Consider the following 13,799-nt stretch of genomic DNA (forward strand, 5'->3'; position numbering starts at 1 on the left):
GTCATCTTATATATCAAAGTAAGATGACAATTGAAGTAACTTTTATTTTACTTTATCTCTCGTCGATTTTATCAAATCTAAAACTGTATTTGCTGCAGCGTCTCCCTTTTCACTTTTTGGATGCTCGATGGAAGTTAATTTAACCTCTGATACGTCTGCTAAAAAAGAATCATCATACCCAACAATAGATATATCTTGAGGTACCTGTATATTGTCCGTTCGCAATATATCGAGTAACTTCATTGCGAGTTCATAATTATAACAAACCAACCCCGTAATCGAGTTGTTCTTTACAGCTAATACCACATTCTTCTGATCTATTTGTAATAATTTATCTTTTTATTTATCAACTATTCAAATAATTTAATATTAAAATTAATACATAGATTTAGCACTAATCATATTTTAGTTAGCTATGTAATTATTGCTTTAATATGCATTTTTGATAAATTTACTGCTTTATTTTTTGATAAGTAAATAACAAATGCAATCAAAAATATTACAAATCCTATAATGTCCATAGAAAATAATTGGACTATTCCCCATATAAAAATCCAAATTAATACTTTGTATTGAATGATATTATCCTGCATTTTTAATGCAACAAGGAAGTTCACGATGGAACCCACGAACATGAATAAACCGAATGTTAATATCACTCTCGATAGATTATCTATCAATTGCGTTCCTGTTATCATCAAATTAAAATCAGCGTTTTGTAGCTGTTGAGCGCCTTCTTTATTGAACCATGTGTTATAACTAAAAATTGTTAAAAGAGAGGTGAATAGGTTCCAAATCGATCCAATTATTAACAATTTCCTTTCCAAACCTCTGTTCATTTTTGATTCCTCACCTTTTCAAACAGATTTTTTCCTGGGAAGTACTACCAAATAATCTGCCCCCATATCTTAAACTGGTTTCTTATCCTTTAATACCAGAACTCAAGTCCAGTGACTGTACAAAGTACTTTTGTGCGAAGAAAAATAATAACATTGTTGGAATTACAGCTAATAATGCCGAACCCATTAATTGTCCAATCATACTATAATTACCATAAACATCTTGTAGCAAAAGCAATCCAGCTGTAACAGGCATTTTTTCCACATCCGTATAAACGATAACTGGCCAGAGAAAATCATTCCATGATCCTGTAAATGAAAATAAAGCACACACAATTAAAACTGGCTTAATCATTGGTAAAATTATCTTGTAGTATATTTTAAAATCACTCGCACCATCTATACGTGCTGATTCATCCAAATCCTTCGGTATCCCTTTCATAAACTGTCTAACTAAAAATATATTCCCCATTCCTGCTAATCCTGGAACTATCATTGCCCAAGGTGTGTTAACCCAACCTAACGTATCGATAATTTTATAAGAAGGAATTAAATTTACAACATTAGGAAAGAAAGAAATACCTAGTAATGTAAAAAATAATACATCTCTTCCTTTAAACTTCATACGAGAATAACCATATGCTGTAACTGAAATAACAACAAGCACTAAGAATGTATGTGTAGTTGAGATGAATATGGAGTTCCATATCCAACGTAAAATAGGTGCTGTTGATGTATCACTCAAAACTGCAGCGTAGTTTTCAATTACCCAGTTAACGGGTAATAGTCTAAAACCAGTGGAAACGACTTCTGTTTGAGAGCGAAATGATGTAGCAATACCAAATATAAGGGGAATAATCCAAATCAAACAAACAACGATTAAAAATAGATAAGCTAGATATTTTGATATATTAATTTTTTTAAAAATTTAGTCATCCCTTCCTTTCTTGAATCCATTCCTAATAAGCATCGTTATCTATGAAGCATTACGGCTCATCAAGTAAAACTGCAAAGCTGAGACTACCAAAATAACTAATCCTAACATTACTGCCATTGCTGATGCTATTCCTGCTATTGATTCTCCATGACTAAATGCCAAGTCACGAATATACATCATCAAAACAGTGGTACTCTGTCCCGGCCCCCCCTGTGTCATCATTAACGGTTGAGCAAACACATTAAAGGAACCAGCTGTTGTCATCACCATTGTATAAATTAATGGGAAACGGATAGATGGCAATGTTATATTAAAGAATTTTCTTATTTTTCCCGCCCCATCAATTTCTGCTGATTCGTACAAATCTTTAGAGACACCATTAATAGAAGCGCGGTATATAATCATATTTCCGCCAATACCAGCCCATGTAGTAATTACAAAAATTGTAATCCAAGCATATGGTTGGGTCGATGCCCAAACAGTATCAGATCCAAATAAATTATTAACTACTCCTAATTGTCTATTAAATATCAAAGACCAAAGAAGTGTTGCTGCTGAGATGGAGATCAATCCGGGAATATATACAATTGACTGAAAAACATTTTTCATTCTCAAGTCTTTATGCTCCAATGAAACAGCAATTAATAATGGAAGAATAATCATTACTGGAACACTAATACCTACAAATATAAGAGTATTTTTCATACCATTATAAAATTCACTGGAGAAAGACGACTCTTTATTAAAGAGTATTGTTCTATAGTTATCCAAACCTACCCATACCGGGTCACTTACTAAATTCCATTGTGTAAATGAAGCATAAATTCCATATAACGATGGTATTAATATAAATACAACAAATAAAATTATATGGGGTCCTATAAAGAATGCAGGTGCTAATTTATTTTTATTGTACAATACTACGACCTCCTATGAATCAAAGTAATGCGTCAATATTAAAACACATTACTTTTTATTCTATCTATTCATCCTCTATTTCAATATTTTCTATTTCTAATGACCCTTCAACAACTCTATCCTCAGCGAAATTTTGCATAGCCTCTAATCCTTGATCAAGATCCATTTCACCATGGATTATTTCTGGCAAATATTCATCCAAAGCTTCTTGAATATATGGATAATACAGATCTGTATAAATGTATAAAGAATCCTCTTGTTCTTCGCTAGAAGTAAAGAACGATTGCATATAGTTGTCATAATCAGGGCTTTCAATCACATCAACACTTGCTACATTTTGTCCAGCCTCTGCCCATTCGATCGAATTTTGCCGTACATACTCTAAGAATTCACCAATTCCTTCTTCTTTTTCGTCATTTCTTTCTTCATTTTCTAACATAGAAAACAAGTGTGCAGAAGATCTATTATGGAATGTATCAGATTCAAATGCATAGGTATTTGTTACACCGAAGTTCAAATTTTCAACTTGTGCATGCGCTGTTGAACTCCAGGTTCCATCCGTTGAGAATAGTACATTTCCTGATTGGAACATTAAGAAGCCATCTTCACCATAAGGGGTCATCAATCCAGTATCTGCGATTGATTTAATCGTTTCAATCGCTTGTTTCATTTCAGGTGTATTAATGGCTGGTCCATTTTCATCTTGGATTTCCCCCCCAAGATTTTGAATCTGCGCTAAAACTACCCAACTAATTAACGCATCATTTACGACATAATCTCCCTCTTCTAGTTGACCTTCTAGAGATAATATTTCATCGAAAGTAACTACATCATCATCCAAAAAGTGCTCCACCCCATATTTAGCAAGCAAATCTTCATTATAATACATAGCACTACCATGAATATCTAGTGGAATAGTATACTGTGTACCATCTATAATTCCTGCATCCCAACCTTCCGCTAAGTAATTTTCTGGTTTCAATTCTGGCTGCGCATCAATAATACCTGTCATTGGTTCCAGTAAACCTTGTTGAGCAAAACTTTGGATACGATCAGCATGGATAATTGCTAAATCAGGTATATCACTACCAGAATTCATTACAGTGTACATTTTTGTATACATATCAGACGTTACAATATGTTCTACTTCAAACTCTGGATCTGTTTCATTGTAATCTTCTGTAATCTGATTCATGTAAGCACCATCCTCACCTGTTAACGGTGTCCAAAACTCAATCGTGTATTCATCGTTACTACATCCCGCTAATATAAGTAGGGTAAGGGAAAACAACGTAATAAGTATTGATATTTTTTTCATTATATAAGCCCCCAACTTCTTAATTTATTAATCTTGAACCTTCCAAATACGCCATCAACACTTTTTGTTAGCGCTTGCATTAATGAGTATATATCACCTCGCACTTTCAAAATAAATTAGCAACAGATTTTATTGTGTAATAACACATATGAACAAGTTGCTATTTTTGATCAATAATCAACAAAATTATACGTATGAGTTTTTCTGGTTAAATTATAATATACTTTTATTATTTTGGCAATAATTTTTTTATTCTAATATTAAATCGATATTTAATATTAGAATAAAAAACAATAAACAACAAAAGTTATTTACAAAAACACCCATCATTTCTGAATGTATTTCGACGAATGGGGTAACTGGGCAACCCGATCTCAACTAGAACCCATAATCAGATTAGCCAAGTCTAAAGACGGGTACCTTAAGATGGTTCAAAACTAAAATGACCAATGTCTTACTTGAAGGGATAAATAGTCTCGTTCAAGCTGATAAAAGTAAAGCCCGTGGATAGCAGATAATTTTATTGCCATGATCTACGCAACAGTTAACAAGCTAAATTGATTGTTGAATACTGACTTGGCTTGTTCCTTCGTTTACTTGCCGACAATCCCTTAGATACCTTATAGGTATCTAAGGTAGTAGCAAACAAGGAATGATAGATTCAACTTCGCACTAGTAAATTACTTTTTCATTACTAAATAGCGATGAGCCAACTTTGGTGTTGACCGTAATAGGATACTTGTTCTCACTCATTTATTTGCTATTTTATTTCATATCTACAGTAAATTATCTCTATATTTCTACACTGACCTGTGTTGACATACAGGTCTAAATCCTGACCTGGTGGGAAACTCGATCGGTACTCATGGATACTCCATCGATTAATACAGAGGGAAATTCCTGACGAACAAATAATAGAGTTTGTTGGAAAGTAATACCTGGGAAATGAGGCAGATTCGGCTAACCGTAAATCATCTAACTAGATATATTGTGAAGTGTATAAAACAATAGCGGGTTTCATGGACTTTTAAACTGCTGCGAAGGGCAAAGTCTGTACCTTTAATGGGGGGGCTATAACGACCACCTGCTAAGGTGGATTTGGACATGAATGTCGACGACTAAACTCGTTACTCAGGCTAAAATCCTGCTTAAAGTCCTTAAGCTGAAGCTAAATTGAAATTTGACTTAACTCATTCCTCAATTCTAAATATGTCTTCCTTACCTTTATTGAATTGATTGGCTATATAATTTCTTATGTAACAGTACCAACTGTGGCGTAAAAGTATCCTCTTGCCCACAAATGCTGACCCCAATAGCGCTTCTTGAGTTTTAGAAGTTCATCCTGTAATAATCTTGATGACTAACTTTTAGATACTGCGAATTCTAATTGGAGCAATACTTGGCGGGCAGGATAACAATAAGTGAATATGATCTTTACCGACACTTCCTTGCAAAATTGTAATACCTCTTGCTTCACAACCTTGCCAGATCAATTCTCTGGTTATTTTTGCTATATGTCCTCGTAACACCGTGTATCTATATTTTGTTATCCATATTACATACTTGATATCATACACTGCATGACCACTTTTTCGATATCCGCCCATACTATTCACCTCACACTTCAAGTATGGACATTTAAGGATAAGACTAAAAGCGGATACTTCTAAAGACGGTGGAGTTAGGCCACGCATTTGTAAGGTAAAAGGACAACAGAGATAGGAACCCTATACAAAAAGCATGTTTCTAAGATAAAGTTATTTTAAAAGAAATACTGTCCAAAATTCGGAGGTAAACTCCAGTTTAATGAAATAGGGTTTTTTAAGAAGTAACCTTCGATTCACTTATATCTCTCGTCGATTTTCTAATGGTAAGGTTTGGTGCGTATACAGTAGAATTACCATTGAAATCCTCTTCACTTTTTCCATTATTTTTCGATTGTATCAAATCTAAAATTGTATTTGCCGCAGCTTCTCCCATTTCACTTTTTGGATGCTCGATGGTAGTTAATTTAACCTCTGATACTTCTGCTAAAAAAGAATCGTCATACCCTACAATAGATATGTCTTCGGGTACTTGTATATTGTCCGTTCGTAATATATCGAGTAACTTCATTGCGAGTTCATCATTATAGCAAACCAACCCCGTAATAGCGTTGTTCTTTACAGCTAATACCTTTTTTAATTCATCCATGGGCTTTGTATTTTTTTCCTCTGTATTATACGTGATAATATTACTTGGATTTATGGCTATCTTATTTTTTCGATGAGCTTTTAGAAATCCCTTCATTCGCTTTGTACCTTGCGTATCATCTGTTTTAAAAAATCCAATTAAATTTTCGTGCCCGAGTTTAATTAAATGATCCGTTTGTAAAAATCCACCTTTTTCATCATCCATCACAATACTGATAGGTTCTAATTCGTCATAATATGCATTAATCATAATATAAGGAATGGAAAGACGCTCTAGATTTAAATAATAGTTAATATTTGGATTCGAATACCCACTTTTAGTTGGCTCAACAATAACACCATCAAATTTCTGTGAAAGAATTTTTTCTAAAATCCTTCTTTCATTGTTTTGGTCATTATTGGTACTAAAAATACTAACCTGGTATCCTTCTTCACTAAGGCGAGATTCTGCCCCTCTTATAATAGAAGGAAATATATAATCTGAAATATATGTTGTGATAATAGCAATATTCTTTTGATTACCTACAACTTGATTATTATTAATTTTGCTTCTATCTGCACAAAAAGTTCCAGAGCCCTGTTCTTTGTACAGCCATCCTTCTGTTACAAGGTCCCCAATTGCAAGACGTACGGTATGACGACTTACGCTAAATTCTTTCATTAGTTCACTTTCCGAACTGATCTTTTGGTGAGGAGTATAGGTCCCCTCTATAATTTTTGATTTAATGGCTTGCCTTACTGTATTATATTTTGTTGTCAAAATAACACCTCAACTCATATGAATCATGATTTTTAAATTTAATCATCCGTATGAGTTAGCATATCATAATATAACATATTTTACACATATACTATTTTGAAAAAAGAAGAGGTCGCCTCACTGGCAAACCTCTGTTATAAATGCATCCTATATTGTATTTTTTCAACAACCTACTTCAACTCATTTCGCAACTGCCTAACTTTCGTATCCTTATCAATCACGATACATTCAATTCCTGTCATATCCGCAAAATCATATAACTGATCTGTAGTTACTTCAAAAGAGAATACCGTATGATGTGCACCACCGGCATAGATCCATGATTCGGTTGCTTCACTTAATGACGGCTCAGGCTTCCATAATACTTTGGCAACTGGCAAGTTAGGCGTTTCCTCTGTTGCTTGTTCAGCTTCTACTTCATTTACAATAAGTCGATAGTATCCACCTAATTCAACCAATGAAGCTACAACTGCATCTCCACCACGGCCGTCAAATACTAAACGTGCAGGATCCGCTTTATCACCCATTGATAAAGGATTCACCACAATCTTAGGTTTGGTCGCAGTAATCGTTGGGCAAATTTCTAGCATATGTGACCCTAAAATCATTTCATTTCCCGGCTCTAAATGGTACGTATAGTCCTCCATAAAGGATGTACCTTTATTATCAGCAATAACTTTCATCATTCGTAGTAATGCCGCGGTTCTCCAGTCACCTTCCCCCGCAAATCCATACCCTTCCGCCATTAAACGCTGTGCAGCTAATCCTGGCAATTGTTTCATGCCGTGCAAATCTTCAAAGTTGGTGGTAAACGCATTATAATTTCGCTCCGATAAAAATGCTTTTAGTCCTAATTCAATTCGTGCCTGTTCCATGATCGAATTCCTTACCTGTCCTGGTTCATTTGCTTCAGCAGGTAATTCATATAGCTCACTATATTCGTTGTATAACCTCTCTACCTCAGCATCTGATATAGAGTCTATTACCTCTACTAAATCACCAATTCCATAGTAATCTACTGTCCAGCCGAATTTAATTTGTGCTTCTATTTTATCCCCATCGGTAACTGCAACATTACGCATGTTATCACCAAATCGGGCAACTCTTATGTTTGTTCCTTCGGTTACAGCTACTGCGGTTTGCATCCAGTCACCAATTTTGGTTGTTACATCAGCGTTTTCCCAGTGCCCCACGACTACCTTACGTGGCACTTCCATACGTGTTGTAATAAAACCAAATTCACGATCCCCGTGTGCGGATTGATTTAAGTTCATGAAATCCATGTCAATATCTTTCCATGGAATATCGCGATTAAATTGTGTATGCAAATGCAATAATGGTTTTTGTAACGCATTAAGCCCGGATATCCAGATTTTAGCAGGTGAAAATGTGTGCATCCATGTGATCACACCTGCACAATTTTCATCACTGTTTGCTTCTAGCATTAATTGTTGAATATCCGTTGCATTGGTTAAAACCTTTTTAAAAACAATTTCAAATGGTAGATTTCCGTTCTCATTTAGTTTTTTCGTAATTTGTTTGGAATGATCTTCTACTTCTTGCAGTGCTTCTTCCCCGTATAAGTGCTGACTTCCTGTCACGAACCAAAATTCATAAGGTTTCATTGTTAACATATGTGTTCCTCCTACAATTGCAGTTATTATTTCGTTGTTGATCGAATTGCTTTCAAGCGCTTCATGACATTATTTTCACCACGTCCAAAATAATCATGGAGCGTTGAATATTCCTGATATAATTTTTCATAGATCGCTACATTTTCTGGAATAGGTTTGATGACTTCATCTTTTATTCGGGCCATCTTTTTTGTAGCATCTAATATCGTATCGTATCCACCGCGCGAGGATCCTGCAGCCACTGAACCAAACATGGCAGCACCTAAAGCAGGTGTTTGGTAAGAATCCGCTACTTTAATTACTCTATTTGTGACATCTGCATAAATTTGCATTAACAGTTTGTTTTTATGTGGCAATCCACCACAAACATAGAGCTCATTTACGTCCAGACCATTATTGTGAAATGCATCCACGATCTCGCGTGTACCAAATGCAGTTGCTTCAAGTAGTGCTCGATATATTTCTTCAGGCTTTGTTTGTAACGTCATCCCCATTAGCATTCCGGTTAAATCTGTATCTACGAGTACGGAACGATTCCCATTCCACCAGTCAAGTGCCAATAATCCAGTTTCACCTGGTTGATAGGCAGATGCTTTTTGTTCAAGTAATTGGTGTATATTAACACCTTTTTCATCCGCTTCTTTTTTAATATATTTTGGAACTGCTTGATCAACATACCATGCGAAAATGTCGCCTACTGCTGACTGCCCTGCTTCATAGCCGTAAAACCCTGGAATAATGCCATCTTCCACAACACCACACATTCCTTCCACTTGTTTTTCCTCTTTTCCTAAAAGCAAGGAGCAAATAGATGTACCCATTGTCATGACTAATTTACCAGGTTCAGCAACGCCCATTGCAGGAACGGATACATGTGCATCCACATTCCCAACGGAAATAGCCGTTCCAACATTTAGCCCTGTAAGATGAGCCATTTCATCTGTAAGTTCTCCTGCTTTGGTACCTAATGGAACAATCTCACCACGTAGCTTCGTTTCCGCTACGTTTTCCAGACGCGGGTCCAGTGATTTGAAAAATTCATTACTTGGATAGCCGTCTTTTTTATGCCAAATCGACTTATAACCTGCCGTACAGCTATTACGCACGAAATTATTTGTTAACTGTGAAGTAACCCAGTCCGTCGCTTCTACAAAACGGTCCGCTTTTTCATAAATAGCTGGCGCTTCATTCAAAATCTGCCATATTTTTGCGATCATCCATTCCGAAGATAATTTACCTCCATATCGGGGCAAGAAGTCTTCTCCCCTTTGTTCAGCAATTTCATTTATTTTATTCGCTTCGTCTTGTGCTGCATGATGTTTCCATAACTTAACCCAACTGTGTGGATTATCTTTTAATTCAGGATCATTGGATAAAGGCTTCCCATTTTCATCTATAGGTAGCATGGTACACGCGGTAAAGTCAATTCCGAGTCCAATAATAGCGTTTGGATTGACGCCTGTTTCCTTTAGTACTGCGGGAATAGAATTTCCTAAAACTTCTATATAATCCTGAGGATGCTGTAAGGCCCATTCATAGCCAAGTTCAATTTCAGATTCAGGTAGTTTTTCATCAATAACACCATGTTTATATGGCGTTACATGATCGGCTATTTCTTTACCATTCTCCAATGATACTAAAACGGCTCTGCCTGATTCCGTTCCATAGTCCACTCCGATAGCATACTTTTCTGTCACGTCGATTCCTCCTTAATTCTGTTGTCCATAATAAGCTTTTGAACCATGTTTTCTAAGATAATGTTTATCCAAAAGCACCTGATCCATTGCTGAAATATTCGGGTTCAACTGATAGGTTTGCAGCCCCATCTTAGCTATTTCTTCTAATACAACTGCATTATGAACCGCTTCGTTCGGATCCTTTCCCCATGTAAATGGAGCATGGCTATGAACGAGAACACCTGGTATGTGATTTGGATCTAGATCTCGATCTTGGAATGTCTCCGCAATAACATTTCCTGTTTCAAGCTCATACGCACCATTTATTTCTGCCTCTGTCATTTCTCTCGTGCAAGGAACCGTTCCATAAAAATAATCAGCATGTGTTGTGCCTAGTGACGGTATACCTTTTCCAGCCTGTGCCCAACTTGTTGCGCCTGGTGCATGGGTATGCACAACTCCACCGATTTCAGGGAATTTTTTATATAATACAATATGTGTTGGGGTATCAGAGGAAGGATTCAAATTACCTTCAACTGTGTTCCCATCAAAATCAACGACAACCATATCTTCCTTTTTCAACGCATCATAAGACACTCCACTTGGTTTAATAACAATGAGGTTATCAGACCTGCTGACACCGCTTACATTCCCCCACGTAAACGTCACTAAATGATGCTTAGGTAATGCCAAATTTGCTTCTAATACTTTTTGTTTCAAATCATCCAACACTTTCATCTCCCCCTTTTGATCATATACGTATAACTTAAATATATAACTCTATAATAATATAAATTGTACGTACAATCAATAGTTAGTTATATGTTGTATGTCAAAAAGAAAAGAAGCTCACTCATATGATTACACATGAAGGCTTCTTTTTTGCTATTTGGATATTTTTAGGTGTTTTTAAAAAAGGGGGGATCCTTACTGTGAGCTCATTATCTCTGCCTCATGAAATTCAACTTGCTAATCCTCTTAATAAGCTCCTCTAATATAAGGGTGAACTTCCGTCTGATAAAAATCTTTTAACCGCTCTTTTTCCTCACTGCTATAGTCTTTAACATTTAAAGCTTGTAAATTATCTTCAACTTGCTCTACGTTTCGAAAGCCTGGAATAACACTCGTGACTGCCTCTTGTTCGATGATCCACTTAAGGGCAGCTCTTGTTTTATTCCCTCTTCCTTCTGAAATCCATTCCAGCTTCTCACTAAGCGCTACGCCTTTTTCAAATTCCAGACCGCCGAACGTTTCGCCAACATTAAATGCCTCTCCATTACGGTTAAAATTACGGTGATCATCTGCTTCAAACATAGAATCCTCCTTGAACTTCCCTGTCAACAATCCACTTGCCAACGGCACTCTTGCAAGAATACCTACGTCCTTTTCCATTGCTTTTGGAAATAATTCTTCCAATGGTTTTTGCCGGAGGATATTAAAAATAACCTGAAGCGCGCTTGCATTTGTGTGTTCGAGACAGAATAATCCTTCCTCTACCGTTTCAACACTTACACCATAATGCCGGATTTTCCCTTCCGCTTTTAACATTTCTAAGGCCTCAAATACCTCTCCATCCTGTAATATCTTCAATGGTGGACAGTGAATTTGAAACAGATCAATCTGCTCTCGGTTTAGTCGTTTCAGGCTATTTTCGCAATACGCCCTGACACTTTTCATGGAGTAGTTCGCTGGATCATGAATATCCCCTGCACGGCAAAACTTCGTAGCTATGTGAATAGAGGCTTCTTTCCCCTTTGTTGCTTTAGCTAATAGCTCTTCACTATGACCGTCACCATATACATCCGAGGTATCAAAGGAATTGACACCGCTATCCATGGCTCTATCTAATCCTTTTAAGGCTTCCTTATCATTCACTTTCCCCCATGCGCCACCAATCGCCCATGTACCAAAACTTAATTCACTGATATTCAGGTCTGTATTTCCTAGTTTGTTATACTTCATTTGTTTCATCTCCCTTTGAATAATATATAACGAAGCACCAGCTAAAAAGCTGGTGCTTCACTATTTCAATTATTTCGATTTCTTTCTGTAGAAAGCATCCTATTCTCGCTTGGAAATTAGATATGCAGCATTTTGGTTTAAAATGTTATAGGCATAATCTGTAATAAACGATTGTTCTTTCCTTTGATCTAATTTATCTGTGAATTTCTCTATATGTTGTATAACTTTTTCTTGTTGTCCTTTTTCGTCAAAATGAGCAGCCGTTTGCAATTGTGCTTGCAAGGAACGTGCAGCGCCATAGTTTGCAAACTCGCCATCCTGTTCCAGTTCTCCAATTAGCCCGTTCATTCCATGTACGGTGTATCCCATCATCTCCCAATAAGCGGGTTTTACATTAAAGTCCGGATCGAAGACAAATGGAGCATCTTTTCCAACGCCATCATTATACTCTTCTGCACGATCATCCAGCCATGTATGGTCGTCAGCAATTCCCCAGAACGTCACATTACTAATTTCATCATTCAGTTCCTCGTATAACTCAAATAACTGATCGTAACGGGTTGCTTGGTCATAAAGAACACCACTCATGACGATTTCATCATACGATGGGAATGCCGGAGTTGGCGGCCATCCGTAGAGACTGACATCTAACTCGGTAATGTGATTATCTAAGCCAAGACTAGCGAATTGATCAATAGAATCCTTCATTTCATCAAGCGTAGGCCAATCAAGTTGAATATGCGCCTGATGCCCAACACCGTCAATTGGGACACCTTGGTCAAGCATGTCCTCTACCAAATTATAGAGATGCGTCTTCTTTGGTTCTACCTCGGTATTAAAATCATTGATAAATAATTGTGCATCGTCGCCAGCATGTTCCCTTGCTGTTTCAAATGCCTTGTTAATGTAGTCTGTTCCCGTAATTTGATACCATGCAGATTCACGTAAGCCTTGATCATTAGCAGCATCCGGGTCAATTACTTCATTGACAACATCCCACGCATCTACTTCATCCCTATAACGCTTCACCACGGTCTCAACATGATTTTCTAAGCGTTCAAGTAATAGCTCCTTATTTTCTTCCCGTTGGTTAGGGTCTGTTTCGTCAACCATTTCATTCCCTTCCTCATCTAAGAAAAACCAGTCTGGTACTTGACTGTGCCAAATAAGGGTGTGAAAACGTAAATCCATATCATTTTCTTTCGCAAAATTGACGATTTTATCTGCCTCTGTAAAATCGAATTCTCCCTCTTCCGGCTGAATACTGATCGGCTTCATTACATTCTCTGCAACAATACTGTTATAGTGACGTTTTAAAATCTCACCATGTGTTCCTTCCAGTTGATATGGTTCAACCGCCGCACCCATTGCAAAGGAATCCTCGAATCGATCCTTCATGGCTGGCACCTCTAATGCGCTAATCGGCTCCTTTTCCGGCTCAGCATAGGTGACGCTACCTCCAACTGGTAACACTAACAATGCAACTAATCCTGCTACCATAGACTTTTGAAAAATTTTTCCCATCCAAATTCCCCTTTCTAAAGAATTGTTGTTCTATATGCT

The 13,799-nt window shown here is 36.7% G+C and carries 12 protein-coding genes and 2 pseudogenes; 1 reads left to right on the forward strand and 13 read right to left on the reverse strand.

Annotation, left to right across the window (positions count from 1 at the left end; genetic code table 11):
* Positions 1-42: 42 nt before the first annotated feature.
* The 5 genes from OLD84_RS16290 to OLD84_RS16310 form a co-directional block, all read right to left on the reverse strand.
* The gene (locus OLD84_RS16290) at positions 43-306 is read right to left on the reverse strand and encodes a substrate-binding domain-containing protein (RefSeq protein WP_264917232.1); all 264 of its coding nucleotides are present in this window, start codon (positions 304-306) and stop codon (positions 43-45) included.
* A 107-nt stretch (positions 307-413) separates the two neighbouring features.
* Complete coding sequence (locus tag OLD84_RS16295; protein WP_209462491.1) at positions 414-839, reverse strand: hypothetical protein; 426 nt, start codon at positions 837-839, stop codon at positions 414-416.
* An 82-nt stretch (positions 840-921) separates the two neighbouring features.
* On the reverse strand, positions 922-1,767 hold the full coding sequence (locus tag OLD84_RS16300; protein WP_209462576.1) for a carbohydrate ABC transporter permease: 846 nt from the start codon (positions 1,765-1,767) through the stop codon (positions 922-924).
* Between the two features lie 48 nt (positions 1,768-1,815).
* Positions 1,816-2,694 carry a carbohydrate ABC transporter permease gene (locus OLD84_RS16305; RefSeq protein WP_209462492.1) on the reverse strand — a complete coding sequence of 293 codons (879 nt, stop codon included), beginning with the start codon at positions 2,692-2,694 and terminating at the stop codon, positions 1,816-1,818.
* Between the two features lie 64 nt (positions 2,695-2,758).
* Positions 2,759-4,012, reverse strand: coding sequence for an extracellular solute-binding protein (locus tag OLD84_RS16310; RefSeq protein ID WP_209462493.1), 1,254 nt, complete (start codon positions 4,010-4,012; stop codon positions 2,759-2,761).
* A gap of 336 nt (positions 4,013-4,348) precedes the next feature.
* Here OLD84_RS16310 and OLD84_RS19575 point away from each other — a divergent pair.
* Positions 4,349-4,573, forward strand: a pseudogene (locus OLD84_RS19575) (transposase); the annotation flags it as partial.
* Positions 4,574-5,264: 691 nt separating this feature from the next.
* On the opposite strand, the pseudogene OLD84_RS19525 reads toward OLD84_RS19575, so the two are convergent.
* The 8 genes and pseudogenes from OLD84_RS19525 to OLD84_RS16345 all read right to left on the reverse strand — a co-directional run.
* Positions 5,265-5,324 (reverse strand): annotated as a pseudogene (locus tag OLD84_RS19525) (IS200/IS605 family transposase); the annotation flags it as partial.
* A gap of 55 nt (positions 5,325-5,379) precedes the next feature.
* On the reverse strand, positions 5,380-5,619 hold the full coding sequence (gene tnpA / locus OLD84_RS16315; protein ID WP_209462494.1) for an IS200/IS605 family transposase: 240 nt from the start codon (positions 5,617-5,619) through the stop codon (positions 5,380-5,382).
* A gap of 214 nt (positions 5,620-5,833) precedes the next feature.
* Positions 5,834-6,964, reverse strand: coding sequence for a GntR family transcriptional regulator (locus tag OLD84_RS16320; RefSeq protein ID WP_209462495.1), 1,131 nt, complete (start codon positions 6,962-6,964; stop codon positions 5,834-5,836).
* Between the two features lie 170 nt (positions 6,965-7,134).
* Positions 7,135-8,598, reverse strand: a complete 1,464-nt coding sequence (gene araA / locus OLD84_RS16325; protein ID WP_209462496.1) for an L-arabinose isomerase — start codon at positions 8,596-8,598, stop codon at positions 7,135-7,137.
* 26 nt (positions 8,599-8,624) lie between these two features.
* Positions 8,625-10,295: a ribulokinase gene (locus OLD84_RS16330; protein ID WP_209462497.1), complete on the reverse strand. Its 1,671-nt coding sequence runs from the start codon at positions 10,293-10,295 to the stop codon at positions 8,625-8,627.
* A 12-nt stretch (positions 10,296-10,307) separates the two neighbouring features.
* Complete coding sequence (gene araD, locus OLD84_RS16335; RefSeq protein WP_319961430.1) at positions 10,308-11,006, reverse strand: L-ribulose-5-phosphate 4-epimerase; 699 nt, start codon at positions 11,004-11,006, stop codon at positions 10,308-10,310.
* A 246-nt stretch (positions 11,007-11,252) separates the two neighbouring features.
* Entirely contained in the window at positions 11,253-12,236 is a 984-nt protein-coding gene (locus OLD84_RS16340; RefSeq protein ID WP_209462498.1) for an aldo/keto reductase, read from the reverse strand.
* A 99-nt stretch (positions 12,237-12,335) separates the two neighbouring features.
* Positions 12,336-13,760, reverse strand: a complete 1,425-nt coding sequence (locus tag OLD84_RS16345) for an endo-1,4-beta-xylanase (RefSeq protein ID WP_209462499.1) — start codon at positions 13,758-13,760, stop codon at positions 12,336-12,338.
* Between the last annotated feature and the right edge of the window lie 39 nt (positions 13,761-13,799).

The sequence above is a fragment of the Virgibacillus natechei genome (assembly GCF_026013645.1).
Taxonomy (GTDB): Bacteria; Bacillota; Bacilli; order Bacillales; family Amphibacillaceae; genus Virgibacillus_L; species Virgibacillus_L natechei.

What these genes read in the sequence shown, in the direction of transcription:
- araA (WP_209462496.1), bottom strand. Translation starts at nt 8,598, where the DNA reads ATGTTAACAATGAAACCTTATGAATTTTGGTTCGTGACAGGAAGTCAG.
- OLD84_RS16295 (WP_209462491.1), bottom strand. Translation starts at nt 839, where the DNA reads ATGAACAGAGGTTTGGAAAGGAAATTGTTAATAATTGGATCGATTTGG.
- tnpA (WP_209462494.1), bottom strand. Translation starts at nt 5,619, where the DNA reads ATGGGCGGATATCGAAAAAGTGGTCATGCAGTGTATGATATCAAGTAT.
- OLD84_RS16310 (WP_209462493.1), bottom strand. Translation starts at nt 4,012, where the DNA reads ATGAAAAAAATATCAATACTTATTACGTTGTTTTCCCTTACCCTACTT.
- OLD84_RS16340 (WP_209462498.1), bottom strand. Translation starts at nt 12,236, where the DNA reads ATGAAGTATAACAAACTAGGAAATACAGACCTGAATATCAGTGAATTA.
- OLD84_RS16345 (WP_209462499.1), bottom strand. Translation starts at nt 13,760, where the DNA reads ATGGGAAAAATTTTTCAAAAGTCTATGGTAGCAGGATTAGTTGCATTG.